This window comes from Roseibium sp. SCP14, assembly GCF_040329475.1.
Classification (GTDB): Bacteria; Pseudomonadota; Alphaproteobacteria; order Rhizobiales; family Stappiaceae; genus Roseibium.
Map to the genome: position 1 here is coordinate 665857 of NZ_JBDZYH010000003.1, position 21142 is coordinate 686998.

Genomic DNA, 21142 nt, shown 5'->3' on the forward strand with positions numbered 1-21142 from the left:
CGAAGGGGCGTTTCCACCATGAAACACGTATCCGCCACCAAGCAAAACCCTGGATAGAGGTAATGGGAAAAGATTAAATTTGATCTTCAATATTGACGTTACGGCAGTTTCAGCCTCTGATTGATTTGCCGACAACCAAGGCATTGGTGCATTTCATTTTTTCCAATTCGACACCAATGCACATGGGAAGGATTGAGCCATGCAATTTCGAATAAATTTGTTGGCCACGAAACTGGCCATTTGCGCCGTTGGGGTGTTTGCCCTTTCGGAGGTTGCGCCGGTTCTGGCGCAAGATGCTGACAAGCCGAACATACTGGTCATCTGGGGAGACGATATTGGCCAGTCCAATATTTCTGCCTACACGTTTGGCCTCATGGGCTACAAAACACCCAATATTGATCGGGTTGCCAAGGAAGGCATGATGTTCACCGACTATTACGGTGAGCAGTCGTGCACGGCAGGGCGATCCTCCTACATCATGGGACAGAGCGTATATCGCACGGGCCTCTCAAAAGTCGGATTGCCGGGAGCTGAGCTCGGCATGCAGGAAGAAGATCCAACGATTGCAGGCCTCCTCAAGGCGCAAGGTTATGTGACCGGACAATTCGGTAAAAATCACCTGGGCGACAAGGACGAACATCTCCCGACAAACCATGGTTTCGATGAATTTTTCGGCAATCTCTATCACTTGAATGCCGAAGAAGAGCCTGAAAACGAAGACTACCCCGGCGATATGGTGCTGGCCGACGGTAGAACGTTCCGTGAAGCGTACGGCCCGCGTGGTGTCATCAAATCTGCAGCTGATGGAACCATTGAGGATACAGGCCCACTGACAAAGAAGCGGATGGAAACAGTTGACGACGAGACAGTTGTCGCCGCAATCGACTTCATCAAACGGGCTCACGATCAGGGCAAACCATTTTATGTCTGGTGGAACGGAACGCGGATGCATTTCCGGACCCATGTGAAGGACGAACTGGACGGCATTTCCGGTCAGGATGAATATTCGGACGGTATGGTTGAACATGACATGCATGTCGGACAGTTGCTGAATGTCCTCGATGAACTCGGCATCGCCGACAACACGATTGTGCATTACTCGACCGATAACGGTCCGCACTACAACACCTGGCCCGACGCAGCTTCGACACCCTTCTTCGGCGAGAAAAACACCAACTGGGAAGGCGGATGGCGTGTACCGTCGATGGTTCGCTGGCCCGGCAAGATCGAAGCTGGTGCCGTGTCCAATGACATCATGCATCACATGGACTGGCTGCCTACTTATCTGGCTGCGGCTGGTGTCCCCGACATCAAGGATCAATTGAAGGATGGCGGCGTTCAGGCAATTGGCCGCGAGTACAAGGTTCACCTGGATGGCTATAACTTTCTGCCGTTCCTGCTCGGTGAAGAGGAAAAAGGCCCACGGGCGGAAATCTTCTATTTCTCCGATGATGGCGACTTGACCGCATTGCGTTGGAACGACTGGAAACTGGTGTTCCTTGAGCAGAAAGCTTACCAGACGCTGCGTGCCTGGATTGAGCCATTCACTCCTTTGCGTATTCCGCTTGTCTTCAATTTGCGCCGTGACCCCTACGAACGGTCCTATAGAACCTCCAACACCTATTACGACTGGCTGCTGGACAGGGCATATCTCCTGGTGCCTGCGCAGCAATATGTCGGAAACTTCCTTGAAACCTTCCAGGAGTTTCCGCCTCGCCAAAAGGCGGCAAGTTTCTCGCTTGATCAAGTGATGGAGAAACTATCCGACCCAGGCGGCGCACAATAAGAAACAGACATTCCTGTTAGCTGCGGCGGGCTACGGTCCGCCGCTATTGTCATTTGGCAAGCTGTTCAGCGCAGACGACTGCGGGAGGAGCAAATGCGTTTAATTTCTTTGATTGTTGTTCTGGTGCTATCAACCGGTGCCGCGTTCTCCGACTCCCTGCCCTCATGGAACGCAGGTGAGGCAAAAGCTCGGATACTTGCATTTGTCGACGCGGTTACCGACCCGAAATCCGAAGATTATGTGACCCCGGCTGAAAGGATCGCAGTATTTGACAATGACGGGACGCTCTGGGCCGAAAAACCCGTTTATTTTCAGTTGCTTTACGCCCTGGACCGTCTTAAGGAAAAAGCAGCAGCAGACCCCTCGATCCTGACGAGCGATGTCCTCAAGGCCGCGGCGGCCGGAGACCTTGAGAAAGTCGCCGAGAGCGGTGAAGAAGGCTTGCTCGAAATCGTCATGGTCTCGCACTCCGGGCTTTCGGTTGACGAATTTCAGAAAGACGTTGCCGATTGGTTGGGAACGGCCAGGCACCCCACAAAGCAGATGGCATATACGGACATGACCTACCAGCCGATGCTCGAATTGTTGCGTCATCTTCGGGACAACGGTTTCACTACTTACATCGTGTCAGGCGGCGGGCTTCACTTCATGCGGGCGTTTGCTGAAGAAGCCTATGGCATTCCCCCGGAACAGGTCATCGGCAGCACCGGCAATACAAGATATGAAGTCCTGAATGGCGAACCGACAATCTTGAAGGATCCGGGTATCGCCTTCATTGACGACAAGGCTGGCAAACCGGTGGCGATTGACAGCAGGGTCGGACGATTGCCTATCTTCGTTGGCGGCAATTCAGACGGCGACTTTCAGATGCTTGAATGGGCGACATCTGGCGATGGTCCTCGCCTGGGAGTCCTAATTCACCACACCGACGAGCAACGTGAATGGGCCTATGATCGCGACAGCCATGTCGGCAAGCTGCAGCGAGGACTGGACGAAGGTCCCGGCCGAGGATGGATACTCATCGACATGGCCAGGGACTGGGGCCGGATCTGGTCCGGATCGACAAACTAACCGACCGATACTCAGGCCGATTGGCGGCCTGACGCGTTTCTATTGCTTTCGTGGGATTTGTTTTCAATGTCAGATGTGCTTCCAAGGATAAAGGATCTCAAGCTGCGCATGCAGCAATCAATCATCGGTCAGGAAGACGTCATAGATCGATTGATCATAGGGCTTCTGGCAAACGGCAATCTTCTGGTTGAGGGTTTGCCCGGGTTAGCCAAAACACGTGCGATCAAGGCGCTGGCAAATAACCTTCAGGCTGACTTCAGCCGTATCCAATTCACCCCTGACCTGCTGCCTTCAGACGTTACGGGAACGGACGTCTACCACCAGTCAGGTGGTAGCGGGACCTTCCGTTTCGAACCAGGCCCCATATTTGCCAATATCGTACTGGCGGACGAGATCAATCGGGCACCGGCGAAGGTACAGGCGGCCCTGCTCGAGGCCATGGAAGAACGCCAGGTGACGGTGTCTGGCACGACGCACAAGATGGAACCTCTGTTCATGGTCATGGCGACCCAGAACCCTGTGGAACAGGAAGGAACCTACCCGCTGCCGGAAGCACAGATGGATCGATTTCTGATGCATGTGCTTATCAGTTATCCCCCGGTGGAGGACGAAGTTCAGGTCATTCGCCTTGTGCGTGGAGAAGAGGGTTCCGCGCTTCGTCCGGCTGAACAAAAAAGCGACTTGAACGAGGGTGAAGAGAACAACAATTCGGCGCGAGTTACTCAGGAAACGGTCTTCTCGGCAAGGTGTGAAATAGCCGACATTCATGTCTCAGAACCGATCGAGCGATACATGGCGGACCTTGTCTATGCCACAAGAACGCCGGAACTGTACTCAGAAGATCTGAGGCGCTGGATAGAAGTGGGCGCAAGCCCGCGCGCATCGATAGCTCTCGACAAATGCAGCCGCACGCACGCCTGGCTGGCCGGCCGCGACTATGTCGACCCGATGGATGTTCAGGCAATCGCCAATGACGTTTTTCGTCATCGCCTCACCTTAAGCTTTGAAGCAGATGGAGACGGAATTTCACCGGATAAGGTGGTCGATGAAATCGTCACTCAGGTCGCTTTGCCGTGAGGAGAAAAGAATGCGCGACCGCAACGCACGTCTCAGAGCAGGCCTTCACCCAAGTTATCAGTTGGATGAAGGACAACAGGATGTCCGGATACAAGTTGACCTCAACCATTTGAGGTCAATGGAAAACCGGGTCAGAAGCTTGACGTTTCTGCCACGACAACCTGCGAACAGTGTCCTCAACGGACGCCATGCTTCTCGATTGCGAGGGCGCGGGCTGAATTTTGAAGAGCTCCGCGGATATCTTGCCGGCGATGACCCAAGAACAATCGATTGGAAAGTCACCGCACGAACCGGTGAACCTCATGTGCGGGTCTACAGCGAAGAACGGGACAAGCCAGCCCTGCTGGTTGTTGACCAGCGGATGTCCATGTTCTTTGGAACCAGACACAACATGAAATCCGTAACTGCTGCAGAAGCAGCAGCACTTGCGGCCTATCGAATTCTGGACCATGGAGACCGGCTTGGTGGCATCGTCTTCGGAGACGAAATTCTCTGCGAGATTAGGCCCAAACGCAGCAAAGTCGCCATGGAGCGTTTTCTGACGGCACTGACGCGCGCGAACAACCTTCTGAGGGCGGATGCACCTGTCGTCGAGGCTCCTATGCTTTTAAACCTTCCTCTTGCTGCTGTCGCCCGCCTGGCAAAACGTGACCATCTGGTTGTCGTCATCAGTGATTTCGACGGGCTTGATGAAACAACTGAAAAGCTGGTGGCCAACCTGGCACGGCACAACGATCTAATACTGTGTCCGGTCACAGATCCGATTTCAGACGAAGTCCCGGAAGGCACGACACTTGTTGTTTCCGACGGCGAACTGCAGGTGGAAGTTGATACCACTGCCGGGGAAACCTATCGGCGCCTTGAAGAGTTCACAAAAGGTCGACTGACGGAAGTCCTGTCCTGGAGCCGCAAGTTTGGCGTGCCCATCTTTCCGTTGAACGCAGGCGAAGACACGGTTTTGCAGTTGAGCAGATTGACGGGGCGCCGGAAGCCCGGTGGAGGGCCACGATGAAAGACGAATGGAAGGGTCTCAATCTCGTGGATCTGCTGGATTTGCTGGAACCGGTTCCTGAACCCGAACCAGTCTCAATGTTTCCGCAGACCGCCGGTTGGATCTGGCTCCTGCTGGTCCTTATCGCCCTCACCGTCACCCTTGGCAATCAACTTGTTAAACACAGGAAAAGCAACGCATATCGCAAACAAGCGCTGAGCGAACTTACACGAAGCCCCGATGATCCGTCTGTTCTTTCCAACCTGATCAGACGCACGGCTCTGACGGCCTATCCGCGTTCTTCGGTGGCATCCCTTCACGGCAGCGACTGGCTGGAATTTTTGGACAAGACTTACGGCGGCAAGGAATTCACCAACGGCGCTGGTCAGGCGTTGGCATCTGCGCCTTACCGGGAAAGTTCTGGTTCTCAAGGCCTGAAGCCGTTGGTCAAGGACTGGATCAAATCACATCGGAGAGACCTCAAGTGATCGAGTTCAGTCAGCCACTGGCATTTCTGCTGCTGCCACTACCATTATTGGTCTATTTTCTTGTTCCTGCTCACAAGCAACAGGTGTCTGCCTTGCGATTTCCTTTTTTTCGCAGATTGGCAGAAGCGGCGAGCAAAGATCCCGCACCTGGTTCGGTCGTTTCAAGACGGTCCCTAACCCAGGAGCTTGTGGCTGCATTGGTTTGGTGCCTTTTGGTCACAGCCTTGGCCCAACCGGAACGCATCGGTGAACCGATCGTAACGGAAAATGCGGCACGAGATGTCATGCTCGCAATCGATATTTCCGGTTCGATGGACCAAATCGATTTCGCGTCATCCGACGGCGGGCGTGTTCAACGACTTGATGCAGTCAAGAAAGTCGTGGGCGACTTCATCAGTGCCCGCGACGGTGACCGTGTTGCTCTAATAATTTTCGGCGCCAAGGCATTCGTGCAGGCCCCGTTCACCGAAGATCTCGTTTCTGTTCGTTCCCTCCTTGAGCAGACGCAGGTGGGCATGGCCGGCCCCCATACAGTCATCGGCGACGCAATCGGGCTTTCGATCAAGACATTTCAGGCAAGCCAGACTGAAGAACGACTTCTAATTCTGTTGAGCGATGGAGGAGACACGGGCAGCCGTATGTCCCCCGTCAATGCCGCCGGCATCGCTGCTGGCGAGGGTATTGAGATCATTACGGTCGGTGTCGGCGACCCCGACGGCTCGGGAGAACAACGGCTGGACGAACAGGCTCTCAAAGACATCGCAGCTGCAGCCGACGGCCAGTATTTTTTTGCTGCTGATGAAGCGTCGCTGTCTGACATCTATGCGCGGATTAACGCGTTGAAACCGCGGGAAGTTGAAACAACCAGTTATCGCCCGCGTGATCAACTGAGCCATTACTTCCTGGGTCTGGCTGTCGCCCTTGGCTGGTCGACGCTGTTTGTTCTTCTGATCTTTCGTGAGCGGCGGAGGCCAGCATGAATTGGGATATTCCGGATCTATCTGTCTTTCATTTCATCCGCCCCTGGTGGTTAAGCGCCCTTCCCGCCATCTTCCTCATTTGGCTGCTGATCCGCAGAACCTTGTCCAGGAAAGCCGAACTTCCCAATGTTATCGCTCCACACCTGGCCAAGGCCCTTACGGTGGGAAAAAATGAAGCCTACCGCTTACGTCCCATTGATTGGGTATGCATCTTACTTGTCCTCATGGCCCTAGGGGCTGCGGGCCCAACGTGGTCCCGTGTTCCCAACCCTCTTCTTGCCAATGCGTCACCACTGGTCGTGGTTCTCAAAGTATCCAAGTCGATGATGCAGACGGATATCCCACCGAGCCGCCTTGAGCGTGCGAAACACAAGGTCCTGGATCTTATCGAAGAAAGAAGTGGCGCCAAGACAGCACTTGTCGCCTATGCAGGCACGCCTCATCAGGTTGTGCCGTTGACGGAAGACCCGGAAGTACTGAAACCCTTTCTTGAGGGGTTGGAACCGGACGTGATGCCCAAAGACGGCGAAACCGGTCGAGACGCGCTGCAAATGGCCCAAGAAATACTTGAATCGCAAAGCGAACCCGGCACCATCATATTTCTGCTTGACCGGTTGTCGGATGCAGATGTCCCTGCGTTTCAAAAATTCATCGAAGATACGGGTACCTCCCTGATTTTCTGGACGTTCAGCAGGGATCAAACCAACCTCACATCGATTGAGACTTTGCCGCAGACCCTTGTTGTTGGCGTAACGGTTGACTCAAGCGATGTCGTCCAGGTGTCGCGAAGCATCGTTTCCGCCTATCAGTCGGCGCTCACCCGCGACGAACGACTGAAATGGCGTGATCAGGGTTATGTTTTCGCCTGGCCTGCAGCACTGATATTGCTTTTCTGGTTTCGCAGAGGTTGGACAATGAACTGGGTCGTTCTTGTGTTTGCCTCAAGTTGCCTCCTGTCCACGCCGCAGGTGCGTGCCGAGGGTTGGCGGGACTGGTTCCTGACACCGGACCAGCAGGGACGCCTGGCATTTGAGGCCGGGGACTACCAAAGCTCCGTCGATCTATTTGAAGATCCGATGTGGAAGGCCTACTCGCTCTACCGCCTTGGCAACTACGAGGAAGCTGCGGAACTCTATTCCTTTCAGGAAAGTTTCGAAGCTGCCATGGGTGAAGGTATGGCGCTCATAAGGTCGCGGTCCTACCGGCAGGCGATTGCCGCTTTCGAAAAGGCCGTCGAACGAGACCCGGACAACAAGGCGGCCAGAAACAATCTCGAACTCACGCGCTATATTCTTGAGTATCTCGAAACAACACGAGAACAGTCCGATACCGGAGAAGAACGAGGCATCGGCGCAGACGACGTTGTTTTCGACAATGAATCCGCCCGCGGAACAGAAAGCATGCAGCAACAATCCGGCGAAACGTTACCTGAATCCGCGGAACAATGGATGCGGACAGTCGATACAAGAACCGGTGATTTTCTCAGGATCAGGTTTGCACTGGAAGCTGTGGAGCAATCACAATGATCCGCCTCGTATTTGCTCTGATGTTGTCAATTACGGCTGTGCAGCCGGTAGAAGCTCAAGCAACCGTCACACCGAAATTGAAAACGGCTCTTGAAGAGAACGCGGCCATTCCGGGACAGCCGCTGATCTATCGGATATCCCTGCTCGTTCCTACCTGGATGCCGACGCCACCGATCTTTCCGAACATCGAAGTTCCAAACGTCATGGTCAGGCTGCCCTCACGGGCCTCGGGGCCAACGAGCGAAACCATTGATGGAGAAACATGGTCCGGGGTGACACGCTCTTACAGGCTTTACCCGCTTGTTCCGGGGCGCTTTCAGATACCGGGAGGTACGATCAAAGTCGTGTTTGCGGATCCGGAAACCCGCCAACCGATCGAGACCGAAGTTGCTATCGAGCCCTTCGAGATTATCGGAACTCTGCCGGTCGGCGCAGAAGACCTGGTGCCGTTTCTTGCCGCGAACAAGATAACGCTGGACAGACAGGTTGAAGGTGACCCGACCACACTTCAACCCGGTGCCTCGTTGAAAGTTACCACCAAAGCCACAATCTCAGGCGCACCGCCGATGGTCCTTCCATCACTCGCGAACTCAGCAGAGTACGATGGAGTTTCGTTTTATCCGAACGAACCGGTGATCGAGGAAAAGGAAGATCGTGGTCTGCTGTCCGGAACTCGTGAGCAAGCGTTCACGATTGTCGCTGAAAGCGCCGGAAAATACGAAACTCCCGCGTATTCTCTGTCCTGGTACAACCTCAAGACCGGGGAGATCGAAACGGCCCAGGTCTCGTCCATACACCTGACCGTAATCGGAAGTGCCGATGCAGCTGCACCAGAGACAAGGGATCTGAACCTGCGATCACTGCTCACGACCGCCAGCACTGCCTTGATTGTCATCGGTATTCTGTTTTTTCTCGTCCGTTGGCTAGGCCCCAAACTGGCTGGCGTAGCAAGACAACGCTGGAGGACTTTCAAAGGTTCAGAAGCCTACGCCTATCAGGAACTAAAACGCCAAGTTCGTCGGCGCAATCTTCATGAAGTCTATAAAAGTGGAAATGAATGGCGCACACGGCTGAGCAAGCTGGATGCTGCGTTGGATTGGACGGACTATGAAGCCGCACTGATTGAGTTGGGAAAAAAACGCTACAGAAAAATAGCTCCCGATGATCAAGCGAGCTCGAATACCGGCTGGAAGAAACTGGTGACGGCAATCCGCAATCTTAGAAAGACCCGCTTAAACAGGTCGCGTCAGCAGCGACAAAACAGTTTGCCAACACTCAATCCGTCATGAATGGGCACTGGACTTATAGCAATCAGAGAAAAATATTCTGAAAATCCTAGTATATCTTCCCAGGAAGCTACTCGATTGAATTTCTTTCTACAGCACCCAATAGACTAATACTATTGAATAATCTTCATTTATATATTCTTCGTTTGCAACTAAAATTCTCTTTACCCTTCAGGAAGATAGAATATCCTCAAAATTGCTCAATCCTATTCTTTTCGCTGCGTTACCAATCCTTAATTTGAACCACAACTCCGCACCATCACTTCTAAGTACAGGTAAAACATCTGACCTGCACTTGAACTAGACTAAGCGGAGGAAAATTGAAATGAGAAGAATGACAGGCTCACTTGCCGCCGTGGCAATCATATTTGCAGCTTCGACAGCAACTTCACTGGCATCGACGCCATCGGCACCGCTGTTGCCACCTGAAAGCATCGAAGCGCAAAACAAGATTTCTCCACCTCCCTCGTTGGGAACGCCAAAGTTCCACGAAGAAATGTCCACTGTTCTCTGGCTTCAGGAAACCCGGACACCCAAGCAGGTTCTTTTCGTGGAAACGCCTCTCAACCTTGACCGCTTCGCCCCAATCGTTGGCGATGAGATCTTCAAAGTTGATGGTCCTGCCCTGAGGGCTTTGCTAGACAATGCCATTGATGAAGTTCGTAACGATTATGATGCCGTCAAGGCAATCTACGACTATCCCCGGCCGTTTGAAATCAGTGCCGCGGTAGAAGCCGTTGGAGACGCGCGTGCCGTGGCCTCTTATCCAAGCGGACACTCAATTCGTGCCATCGTCTATGCCCGTTTATTGGCGGAAGTCTTTCCGGAAAAGAATGACGAATTGATGGATCTTGCGAACCGGATCGGCCACGGCCGGGTCATCGCCGGTGTCCATTATCCGATGGATGTCTCATCCGGTCAGGTTCTTGGCCATGCCTATGCAGAGGCAATTTTGGCAAATCCGGCTTTTCAGGAAGCCATAGCCGATATCCGGAAGGCTGACCGGTCCTGATGGTTAACCTGGTGCACTGGTTCCGTGATCAGTGCACCAAAAAGTTTTTTGGATTTTCGCCGACGAACAAAAAAGACACGCACGGTAGGAATGTGAGGTATCAGCTCGCCTTGGCTGCCTGTCCCATCAACGCCGGAACCACTTTTTCCGGCGGGCCCATCATGGCGATCTGCCCCGAGTTCAGCACGACAACACGGTCCGCCATCTTCATGTGACTTGGTCTTTGCGTGTTGATGAGAATAGTCGCCTTACCGCGCAATGCGCGAACCATTTCCATGAATTTCTTGTCGCCTTCGAAGTCGAGGTGCGTTCCAGGGTTATCGAACAGATAGAGAGGCACCGTCTTGATAAACGCCCGGGCAAGAACAATGCGCTGCTTCATGTCGTCGGGGATTTGCTTGAGAACCTCACCATTCAACCTGGTCTCAAGTCCTTCGAAGTTTTCCTCAAGATAAGGTAGAAGCCCAAGTTGGGTGGTCGTCTCAAAAAGACGTTCATCGCTGGCACCCGGGTCGGACAACAGAAGGTTCTGCTTTACCGTACCGTAAAAGAAATCAAGATCGTCCGGAGCGTAACCGATCTTCGATCTCCATTCGCCGGCATCCAATTGACGAACATCGAGGCCATCAAACAAGATGGAACCAACCTGCGGCTGAAATAGTCCTGTCATTGCCTGAAAAAGGGCTGTTTTTCCGGAACCGCTCGGTCCGGTTATGGCAATCATTTCGCCTTCCTTGACGCTTAACTCGATACCTTTCAGGGAAGCTTCGGTCGATCCGGGATAGCGGAGTACCAGCGAGGAAATTTTCAAGTCTCCCTGGATATCACGGGTAATGCGCGGCAGGTGACCAGGCTCTCTTTCAAGCGGAACCTTCATCAGGTTATTGATCTGATCGATGACGGTCCTGCTTTGAGCAAGTTGCGTAATGCTCAGGAATGCCTGATTCATCGGATTGAGAACACGCCAGGACAGTGCCATGGTCGCGATCAGCGCGCCAAGGCTCATCTCTCCGCCCATGACCTGCATGGCACCAATGCCGAGGACGAGCACGCCGCATATTGTCATCAAGGTCTGCGAGACCGTCTGAAGAACATGTGTCAGGTGACGTGCGTGTACGTTCATCTTGTTGAAGTTAACAGAGAGCGCTGAGAACCGGTCCAGCCAGATATCTTCGACCGAGAGGTTTCTCAAGGCTCGCTGATTGCGGAATGTCTCGATCATGAAGCTGTTGAGCTTGGATTTTTGCTCGCCGACGGCGGCCACTTCCCGCTGAACCTTTGGCAGAACATAGACGGCAATCAGGGAATAGACGACAAGAAGTGCCAGCGGAGGCAACGCAACGGGTCCTCCGATCAGGAAAATCGCGGTGATGAAGATCAGCGAAAACGGAATGTCTATGATCGCGTTGAACAGCGAGCTTTGAAAAATGTCGCGCACACTGTCGAAATATCGAAGTCGCATGACCTGGGTACCGATCGGAGCTTCCGACAGCATTGAATAGGGCAAATGCAAAATACGTTCGAAGGTCTTGTTGCCGACGATCGCGTCAATACGCCCGCCAAGATAAGATTGAAGTCGGTTCTTTGCCTTTCTCAGTGCCAGTTCGCAGACCAGAATGATCGCAATTCCAACCGCCATGGTGAGCAATACGTCAATGGATTTCGCTCCCATTGCCTTGTCGTAGATGGCCATGATGAACAATGGCGGGCCGAGAGCAAAAACGTTCAGAACAAAGCCGAGCGCCAAAATTGACAGAATGCTGCTACGGAATTGTTTGGAAGCAGCGGATGACCAGCTCCGGTTGTTCCGAACCTGGCTTTCTTCCTCTTTTTCCTCAAAGACCAGATAGATTTCAGACCTTGCGACTTCCTTCGCGGACAATATTACGGCTTCGCCGTCGTGACCGGAATATGCCCTGAATTCTCCTGATTCCGTCCTGCTGACCAATACTTGAACATCGCCGGCAGACACCCGAAGGCACGGCATTTGCGCTTCCGTAAACTCGGCAGCGCTTCCGCGGAACGAAGTGGTCTTAACGTGCAGCCGATTGAGGACCGTTCGCAACTCCTGAAACGTTTCGATGCGATCGAAATGCGGTAAAGCCTCGAACAAGAGCCGATCATTCCCTTGCCACCGCATTTCGCGAAGAAGCGGGATGAGACATTTCTCTGCCGGGGTCGCATCCAGTTTGAGTTTCTTGAAGGCCGAATCCTGAGGGGTGTCGGCGTTCAACCCTTCCGAGATGTCGTTCCATTGCCGATGTACCGGATTGTCCACGGAATGAAGATCTTCTAGGTCAAAGAGGGCTTTGCTCACGCCGGTATTCCCATTTTCTGAGGCAGGTCACACTGACCTCGCCCCCCCGTCCCACGAACCTGACCGTCACGAATTTCAAACTGCCGATCGGAAAGCGCCAGCATCGACGGGCGGTGACTCACAATGACCACCGTCAAATGCCCTTTTAGACGCTTCAAGGCCTCCATGAGCCCCCTGTCCGCCTGCTGGTCAAGTTGTGCGTTTGCCTCATCCAGAATCAGGATCTTCGGCTCACCCGCCAGAGCTCTGGCGATACCGATCCTTTGCAGCGTCGAGGCAGGAACCTTGCCGCCAAGATCAGCGCCCATCTGGGTCTCATATCCCTTCGGCAGCAGATGGATCTCTTTTTCAAGGCCGATCAGTTTCGAGGCCATTCTGGCATGCGCGATGTCGGAGACCGCGCCGAACATGGTAATGTTTTCTAGTATCGTGCCGTTGAAGATCGCCGATTGAGCATCAACATAGGCAATCGATCGCATGAGCGCGTACTTCGCCGGCCCGTCAAAGATCTGACCTCCAATCAAAACCTTTCCGGATTTCGGCGACATTTCTCCCGTCAGCAGTTTCATCAAGATGGACTTGCCACTCCCGTCCACACCCTGAAATCCGATAAACTGCCCCGGTTCAATTTTGAAATTGACGTTGGAGAATACCTGTCGCTTGCCTTCCGCTACTTCGGCGGAAACATCAACAAGCTCGATGGATCCGTCGACGTCGAGGTTCATGTCTTCCCGTTTTTCGATTTCGGGCAGTTCAAACAGGTTTTGCACCTGGCTGTAGTCGTGTTTCAACCGCTGCATATCGGTCAACTGATTGATCGCACGCAGAAACGGCTGGACGAACTGCCCCGACAGCAACGTGCTGGCTGCGACACCACCAATGCTGAAATTGCCGTTGATGACCATCAGCGCCCCGAACAAAACGACGAAAACCGTCGTCAGTGTTCCGAACATTGAAGAGGCGTCCCGGGCTTGGCCAGACAATCGCATATATTTCGCGCTGAGTTTGGCCGTCACCCGCTGCAGTCTTTCAAAGCGACGCATGATCAAGGCTTCCATAGCCTGAGACTTGACGGTTTTAGCGCCGGACAAAACCTCGAGGATGAAATCAGATTTGCGATCGTCCTGATCCGCACGATCCGCAACCACCTTCTGAAGAGAACGGTTGCGGTTCACTGCAAACAGAAGAAACAGCCCAAGCAAACACACAGGCACGATTGCGAGAGGTCCGGCAATGAAGATCAGGACGGCCAGGTAAATCCCGCCGGCCGGCAGGTCAATCGCCAGCAATCTACCCTGATCGCCATAGTGATCGGACACGGACTGCAAGGCTCTTAGCTGATGTACCTGCACGGATACGGGTGTCTTGGCAAACCGTGCGGGCTTGGCAACGAGAACGCGCCGAAACAGCTCCTTGTGCGCCTGATGATTGAAGCCTGCACCCAGCCGTCCGACCACGGCTGTACGCGCAATCTTGATTGCGGCGTCGGCAACGAGAACGCAGATCACCCCGCCCATCAGGACCAGCAATGTGTCGGTAGACGAATTCGGAAGCACCCGGTCATAGACCTGCAGGATCGCAAGCGGCATTGCCAAACCCAATACATTGGCAAAGACAGAGGCGACAACGACATCCCGGGGCAGACGAGGCGATGCGATCCAACCTCCGGTCACGGAATGCCTCACCCTCAAACGGGGTAAAAAGAATGATGAAAACGCCGATTTCAACATGTTTGCGCCAGAGTCGTGAATTTGCTCATTCAAACTCGACGGTTCGGGTTTAAAAACCGTTTACCTTAAGAGGCGATTTCAAAAATATCCCGACCCTAAGCATCAGAATCTTTGTCGGTTTTTCCGCTTTATTAAGCCGGGACGGGTTGAGTGCAATGAACGGAAATTGTGCGGACTTGCGACCGGATGGCAAACGATACAGAAAATCGGGACCAGCAAAACAAATCCCAGACTGGCAGCGAAAGTTCTGAAAGCAGAACCACGCTGACCTCAGATAGCTATCTTCAGTCAGGTATCCTGGATGCTCGCGACCGGCACCTCGACAAGGCGCATGATTATCACCTTGATCAGGATATGGGCGATTCTGCCGAGCAGGTGAATGCCAATTTGCATTTACGCCATGAGCAGAACACCCCGGACAGCCCGCCTGAAACGCAGCACTATGAGGCCGAGCAACAAAGCGCGGAATCAGATCCGGCGATTGAGATGGCGGCGCTGGAACCGAGTGTGTCGACCGATCTTTCTACCGCCCCCCCCTCCTCACCTCTTTCCTCCGAACCTCAGACAAGCGCCCATCCGACGAACGAAGCCGTCTTTGGCGGCGGTTCCAGTCACGCTCAGACAATCACTGGGTTCAGGGACCAGATAGACACTACAGGCACCACTGAAGGGTCCCGTCAAGGAACCGGCCTGCAATCAGACACCTCTCAGTCCGGCAACGATGCGCAGTCCGGCCCAGAGACCGACGCAACATTGCCTGAAACTGAAGTCGAAGCCACCGCGTCGAACCTCTCCGGCGTCACTGATGTCGATACACAAGAAAACGCAGTTTCGGAAAACGCGGAAACCGGAACGGTCACCGGCATCCAGGCATCAGCAGACGTGGCTGCCGGATCGTCGGTTCAATACAGCTTGGTCAATGATGCCGGCGGACTGTTTGCGATCGACCCGGACACCGGCATTGTAACCGTTGCAGGCGAGCTGGACGCGGAGACAGCGGGCAGCCACGAGATAGTTGTACTTGCGACGGCGTCCGACGGTGCAACAGAAACCGAAAGTTTCACCATCAAGATCCGTGATGTTGATGAGTACGATGTTTCTCTGGTTGCGACCACTGATACAAGTGGCGGTCAGATCCCGGAAAACGTTCCCGGAGGATCCTCAACCGGTATTTCTGTATTGGCAGAAGATCGCGATGTGTCTGATACAGTTACATATTCCATTGACGATCCCCGTTTTGATATAGATGCCAACGGTGTCGTGACGATTGCGGAAGACGCAATTTTTGACGCTGAGACGGAAGGCAGCGTCTCGCTTACTGTTACTGCGACATCGTCAGATGGGTCTGAAACGACCCAGCAATTTGATCTCAAGATTTCAGATGTGAACGAAGATGCCACGTCTGAAGTCATTGATACGAATAGCGCAGCAAACTCAATTGAAGAGAACGCCGCCGCCGGTGCTCAAATCGGCATCACGGCACATGCGTCCGACGCAGATGTTTCAGACACCGTCTCCTACTCTGTTTCCGATGATCGTTTCACAATTGCAGATGACGGGACCGTAACGGTTGCATCGGGTGCGAGCTTTGATGCGGAAACCGAAAACAGCATCGACCTGACCGTTACTGCTACATCCACCGATGGCTCGACGTCAGAGACGACTTTTACAATCTCCGTGTCAGACATTGATGAATATGATGTCTCCGCTGTCACAGATACGGATGGGTCGGCCAACACGATTGCAGAAAACGCGTCCGCAGGAACGCAGGTCGGCATAACCGCGCATGCGACGGACCCTGATATATCCGACAGCGTCACCTACTCCGTATCTGACGACCGCTTTGAAATTGCCGATGATGGGACAGTAACGGTTGCAGCAGGTGCGAGCTTTGATGCGGAAACCGAAAACAGCATCGACCTGACGATCTCGGCAACATCCATTGATGGTTCTACCTCTGAAGAGACCTTTACCATTCAGGTGTCAGATGTCAGCGACAATGCTCCGACTGATATTCAAATCCACGGCCAGACCGGCAACCTCATTCAAAACGGAAGTTTTGAAGCTTTTGACGTTGCTCATGGCTCTTGGACGCATGCAGGATCGGATCCTTCCGGCGCCTGGTCTTCTGAAGGCCCTGTCGAAGTCTGGGACAGTTACGGTGGTGTGAATGCCACTGAAGGTGACCAACATATCGAGCTCGATTCCGATCATGGCGTAAACTCAATCTCGCAGACGGTGGAAACGACCGTCGGGCGTGTTTACGACCTTTCCATGGACGCAAAAGCGCGCACCAGTTCAGCCACGAGCACTGTAGAGGTGTATTGGAACGGCGAACTTGTATCTACTTTCGATCCAGAAACCGGTGACTGGTCGACGTTTGATTTCCAGGTTGTTGGCACAGGTGGCAGCGATGTACTGGAAATACGCGAAACGAGCGAAGACAACGACAGTTACGGCGCCCTGCTGGACAACGTGTCGCTGACAGAAGTTCCGCTGACCATCAGTGAAGGTGTCCCGGGCGCGGTGGTCGGAACCGTAACCACCACCGATGCCGATGCAACTGACAGTCACACCTATATGGTTTCGGATCCACGCTTCGAGATTGTGACCGATGGTGACGGCAACGCGGTTTTGAAGTTGAAGGACTCGGTAAGTCTGGATGAGGAAAATGCCGGCGACATCGAAGTAACAATCACGACGACAGATGAAGGTGGTCATAGTTACTCCGAAGAATTTGTCATCTCGGTAGCTGACTTTTCCGAAAAAGAGGTCAGCGACGTCTCCGATACGGACAATGCGGCTAACTCGATCGCAGAAGACGCGACCGAAGGTACAGCTGTCGGCATTACGGTGCATGCGGAAGACGGCAATGCATCCGATACGGTTACCTACTCGGTTTCAGATCCACGCTTCCAGGTGGAAGCAGACGGCCGCATCACCGTAGCTTCTGGCGCAAAGTTTGACTTTGAAAGTGAACCGTCGATATCGCTGACTGTTACCGCGTCATCCTCCGATGGCTCGCAATCAAGCGAGAGCTTTGAGATCGACGTTGCCGACGTGTCAGAAGTATATCGCCTGCCATCCGGCACGACGACATTCGTAGATGAAGGCGTTGCAGAGACGTCCATCACTGGCAATTACACTTCAGACACGATAACGGCACATGACGACGGCAGCATGATCGACGGTGGTTCCGGCAACGACACGATTTATGGTGGCGACGGAATCGATATCATTACCGGAGGCGCTGGAAACGACAATATCCAGGGCGGTGGCGGAGACGACACGTTCAAGGTCGGCAAGGGCCATGGCGACGACACCTATGATGGCGGCGCCGGAACCGACCGCATAATCGCGACCGAAGATGATGTCGAAATCGGCCTCGCCGGCAACTTCGCAGCAGGCGCTGTCGAGGAAATCAGCGGCAACGGACATGACAATGCCGAGGTCCATGGCAACTGGCAGAACAACACCCTCGACTTCTCCGGCACCACCCTCACCGATATCGATGCAATCGACGGCGAAGGTGGCAACGACACCATCATCGGTACGGATCAGGACGACACGATCCGCGGCGGCACCGGCAACGATATACTCTATGGTGCTGACGGTGACGACACGTTTGAGGTCGGCAAGGGCCACGGCGACGATACTTTTGATGGCGGAGCCGGAACCGACCGCATAATCGCGACCGAAGATGATGTCGAGATTGGCCTGGCCGGTAACTTCACCGCAGGCGCTGTCGAAGAGATCAGCGGCAACGGACATGACAATGTCGAGGTCCATGGCAACTGGCAGAACAACACCCTCGACTTCTCGGGAACCACCCTCACCGATATCGATGCAATCGACGGCGAAGGTGGCAACGACACCATCATTGGCACGGACCAGGACGACACGATCCGCGGCGGCACCGGCAACGATACACTCTATGGTGCTGACGGTGACGACACGTTCGAGGTCGGTAAGGATCACGGTGACGACACCTATGATGGCGGCGCCGGAACCGACCGCATAATCGCGACCGAAGATGATGTCGAGATTGGCCTGGCCGGTAACTTCACCACAGGCGCTGTCGAGGAAATCAGCGGCAACGGTCACGGCAATGTCGAGGTCCATGGCAACTGGCAGAACAACACCCTCGACTTCTCCGGCACCACCCTCACCGATATCAATGCAATCGACGGCGAAGGTGGCAACGACACCATCATCGGCACCGATCAGGACGACACGATCCGCGGCGGCACCGGCAACGACACGCTCCATGGAGCCGATGGCGACGACACGTTCGAGGTCGGCAAGGACCACGGCGACGACACCTTTGACGGCGGAGCCGGAACGGACCGCATAATCGCGACCGAAGACGATGTCGAAATCGGCCTCGCCGACAACTTCGCAGCAGGCGCTGTCGAAGAGATCAGCGGCAATGGTCACGACAATGTCGAGGTCCACGGCAACTGGCAGAACAACACCCTCGACTTCTCCGGCACCACCCTCACCGATATCGATGCAATCGACGGCGAAGGTGGCAACGACACCATCACCGGCACGGACCAGGACGACACGATCCGCGGCGGCACCGGCAACGACACGCTTTACGGCGGTGACGGCGATGACACGCTGGAAGGCGGTTCCGGAAGTGACGCTCTGCACGGTGGTTCCGGAGCCGATACTGCCGTCTTTTCCGGAAACTTTGCCGATTACGACATAACGCAAAACGCCGACGGTTCGCTGACGATTGCCGATACTCGAGCTGGGTCGCCGGATGGAACCGACAAGGTCTATGATGTAGAATCTCTTAGGTTTTCGGATGGCGATCTGAGCGTGGACGACTTGTTTCCACAAGACGTGGGTGACGTAACCGACACCGACGGGTCGGCAAATACAATCGCAGAGAACGTCGCCGAGGGCTCATCGGTTGGCATCACAGCCTTCGCAGAAGATGGAAATGCCTCCGATTCTGTTTCCTACGCCCTGTCCGACGACCGGTTCAGTGTCGATGCTGATGGTGTCGTTACCGTTGCCCCTGGTGCCAGCTTCGATTTCGAGACTGAAAGCACGGTTGACCTGACGATCACCGCCACATCGACGGATGGCTCCACTTCAAGTCAGACCTTCTCGATTGCAGTTTCCGACGTTGCAGAAGATCTTCAACTCTCGGATGGTGGGATCAGTTTCACGGATATCGGGACGGCGGAGTTATCCATCACTGGCGGCTCCGGCAATGACACGATCACCGGTCATGATGATGGCAGCAGCCTCGACGGGGGGGCCGGTTCGGATCATCTCGTAGGTGGTGACGGCGATGACACGATTGCCGGCTCCGGAGGTGCTGACCTGTTGCAGGGAGGAGCTGGCAACGACACTCTCAAAATGTCGGGAGAAACGACCTGGAGTGGTTACGCAGCGCGGAACACCGAAACCGGTGACCTCGTTTCCTTAAGCGGAAAAACCCGCAATTCGGACGTTTTCCAAGGCGGTGAAGGAAACGACACGCTGGTAGGAACCGATCAGGCAGACGCAATTTTCCTGGATGACAGTTTCACCAGCCGGCATACGGACGCTTCAGGACCTCGTCTCGACAGCATAGAGACTGTCGAGCTGGGAGCTGGGAACGATCTGTTGGACATGACCAGCGACACCCACACCTACACCACAGACATGACGGTGGATGGCGGAACCGGGAACGATGTCATCTGGACCGGTGACGGCGATGACACGCTGAAGGGAGGCGAAGGAAACGACAATCTGTTCGGCGGCACCGGCAATGACACGCTTGACGGCGGTTCGGGCTCCGATATAGCGCTGTATTCCGGCAACTGGGCAGACTACGACATCACCGAAAACGATGATGGCAGCTACACTATAACCGACACGCGTACCGACAGCCCGGATGGCAGTGATACGGTTTCAAACGTTGAAACCTTCAGCTTTGCGGATGGTGACAAGGCCGCGGATGAGTTGATAGAGGCTGCGGCTGCTGTTGGCCCTGTCTCTGACAGCAATTCGTCTGCGAACACCATTCATGAAACGGATGGAGCTGGGACTCAGGTCGGCATCACAGCCTCCGCAAGTGATCCGGACGGAGATGTGGTCACTTATCAGTTGAGTGATGACCGGTTCGAGATCGATGCGGATGGCGTGGTCACCGTTGCGGATCACGCCTTCTTCGATAGCCAGGTCGAAAACTCAATCGACCTGACAGTAACAGCAAAATCCGCTGACGGTTCCGAATCATCGGAAACCTTCAACATCGATGTCACCGGCGACTACGACTATCAGTTCACCGGTGGCACCGGGAGCGGAACATTCAGCGGTTCGGGTCAGTCCTACTCGGTGGATGGCGTCGGCGGCAGCGACAACATCTCGACCGGTGATTTTAGTGACCGCATCGAAGGTGGTTCGATTGCCGGCTCTGATGTGATTTCCGGCAATGGTGGCCGAGACCTTCTGTTCGGTGAAGGTGGTCAGGATGTGATCGTCGGCGGTGCCGGAGATGATGTCATTGTAGGTGGCGCCGACGCTGACAACCTTGTCGGCGGTGATGGTTCCGACCTGTTCATGTACGGGCTGGGCGATGGCAACGACAGCATAACCGGCGGCACCGGTTCTGCGTGGACAGACGTCATCGACCTTGGCGGAGGACCGGGTGTCACAGCAGCTGGTGACTACGGCACTGACTGGACCGTAACTATTACCGAAGGATCTATCACCAACACCGATAGCGAAAATGGTCGTCTTGAGCTGACGGATGATGCCTATGGGACCATCGAATTTGCGGACGGAAGCAAGATTGATTTCGCCCAGATCGAGGAAATTCGCTGGTAGCTGATGTCACCGGACAGCGGAAACTGAAAAAGGCCCCTCCGGCGACG

General features: G+C 54.3%; 12 protein-coding genes. 10 read left to right on the plus strand and 2 right to left on the minus strand.

Going from position 1 to position 21142, the window contains the following annotated elements:
• Positions 1-199 precede the first annotated feature (199 nt).
• From ABLQ08_RS15680 to ABLQ08_RS15720, 9 genes are all read left to right on the plus strand, one after another.
• Positions 200-1786 carry an arylsulfatase gene (locus ABLQ08_RS15680; protein WP_352943917.1) on the plus strand — a complete coding sequence of 529 codons (1587 nt, stop codon included), beginning with the start codon at positions 200-202 and terminating at the stop codon, positions 1784-1786.
• 93 nt (positions 1787-1879) lie between these two features.
• The gene (locus tag ABLQ08_RS15685; RefSeq protein WP_352943919.1) at positions 1880-2857 is read left to right on the plus strand and encodes an HAD family hydrolase; all 978 of its coding nucleotides are present in this window, start codon (positions 1880-1882) and stop codon (positions 2855-2857) included.
• Positions 2858-2923: 66 nt separating this feature from the next.
• Positions 2924-3934: an AAA family ATPase gene (locus tag ABLQ08_RS15690; protein WP_352943921.1), complete on the plus strand. Its 1011-nt coding sequence runs from the start codon at positions 2924-2926 to the stop codon at positions 3932-3934.
• A gap of 10 nt (positions 3935-3944) precedes the next feature.
• Entirely contained in the window at positions 3945-4946 is a 1002-nt protein-coding gene (locus ABLQ08_RS15695) for a DUF58 domain-containing protein (RefSeq protein WP_352943923.1), read from the plus strand.
• A complete protein-coding gene (locus ABLQ08_RS15700) occupies positions 4943-5413 on the plus strand; it encodes a DUF4381 domain-containing protein (RefSeq protein ID WP_352943925.1) in 471 nt (156 codons plus the stop codon). The genes ABLQ08_RS15695 and ABLQ08_RS15700 overlap by 4 nt, the downstream gene beginning before the upstream one ends.
• A gap of 224 nt (positions 5414-5637) precedes the next feature.
• On the plus strand, positions 5638-6393 hold the full coding sequence (locus ABLQ08_RS15705; RefSeq protein WP_352943927.1) for a VWA domain-containing protein: 756 nt from the start codon (positions 5638-5640) through the stop codon (positions 6391-6393).
• Complete coding sequence (locus tag ABLQ08_RS15710; protein WP_352943928.1) at positions 6390-7919, plus strand: VWA domain-containing protein; 1530 nt, start codon at positions 6390-6392, stop codon at positions 7917-7919. Before ABLQ08_RS15705 ends, ABLQ08_RS15710 begins: the two co-directional genes overlap by 4 nt.
• Positions 7916-9208, plus strand: a complete 1293-nt coding sequence (locus ABLQ08_RS15715; protein ID WP_352943930.1) for a hypothetical protein — start codon at positions 7916-7918, stop codon at positions 9206-9208. Before ABLQ08_RS15710 ends, ABLQ08_RS15715 begins: the two co-directional genes overlap by 4 nt.
• Before the next feature lie 322 nt (positions 9209-9530).
• A complete protein-coding gene (locus ABLQ08_RS15720) occupies positions 9531-10217 on the plus strand; it encodes a phosphatase PAP2 family protein (RefSeq protein ID WP_352943931.1) in 687 nt (228 codons plus the stop codon).
• A gap of 100 nt (positions 10218-10317) precedes the next feature.
• Here the strand turns inward: ABLQ08_RS15720 and ABLQ08_RS15725 are convergent, their stop codons facing one another.
• The gene (locus ABLQ08_RS15725; protein WP_352943933.1) at positions 10318-12534 is read right to left on the minus strand and encodes a peptidase domain-containing ABC transporter; all 2217 of its coding nucleotides are present in this window, start codon (positions 12532-12534) and stop codon (positions 10318-10320) included.
• Positions 12531-14207, minus strand: a complete 1677-nt coding sequence (locus ABLQ08_RS15730; protein WP_352943934.1) for a peptidase domain-containing ABC transporter — start codon at positions 14205-14207, stop codon at positions 12531-12533. The genes ABLQ08_RS15725 and ABLQ08_RS15730 overlap by 4 nt, the downstream gene beginning before the upstream one ends.
• A 243-nt stretch (positions 14208-14450) precedes the next feature.
• Between ABLQ08_RS15730 and ABLQ08_RS15735 the strand changes: the two genes are divergently transcribed.
• Positions 14451-21095, plus strand: coding sequence for a cadherin domain-containing protein (locus ABLQ08_RS15735; RefSeq protein WP_352943936.1), 6645 nt, complete (start codon positions 14451-14453; stop codon positions 21093-21095).
• Positions 21096-21142: the final 47 nt, after the last annotated feature.

Bases quoted from the DNA above. Each gene is read 5' to 3' on its own strand.
- ABLQ08_RS15680 (WP_352943917.1), top strand. From the start codon at position 200: ATGCAATTTCGAATAAATTTGTTGGCCACGAAACTGGCCATTTGCGCC.
- ABLQ08_RS15685 (WP_352943919.1), top strand. From the start codon at position 1,880: ATGCGTTTAATTTCTTTGATTGTTGTTCTGGTGCTATCAACCGGTGCC.
- ABLQ08_RS15690 (WP_352943921.1), top strand. From the start codon at position 2,924: ATGTCAGATGTGCTTCCAAGGATAAAGGATCTCAAGCTGCGCATGCAG.
- ABLQ08_RS15695 (WP_352943923.1), top strand. From the start codon at position 3,945: ATGCGCGACCGCAACGCACGTCTCAGAGCAGGCCTTCACCCAAGTTAT.
- ABLQ08_RS15700 (WP_352943925.1), top strand. From the start codon at position 4,943: ATGAAAGACGAATGGAAGGGTCTCAATCTCGTGGATCTGCTGGATTTG.
- ABLQ08_RS15710 (WP_352943928.1), top strand. From the start codon at position 6,390: ATGAATTGGGATATTCCGGATCTATCTGTCTTTCATTTCATCCGCCCC.
- ABLQ08_RS15715 (WP_352943930.1), top strand. From the start codon at position 7,916: ATGATCCGCCTCGTATTTGCTCTGATGTTGTCAATTACGGCTGTGCAG.
- ABLQ08_RS15720 (WP_352943931.1), top strand. From the start codon at position 9,531: ATGAGAAGAATGACAGGCTCACTTGCCGCCGTGGCAATCATATTTGCA.
- ABLQ08_RS15735 (WP_352943936.1), top strand. From the start codon at position 14,451: ATGGCAAACGATACAGAAAATCGGGACCAGCAAAACAAATCCCAGACT.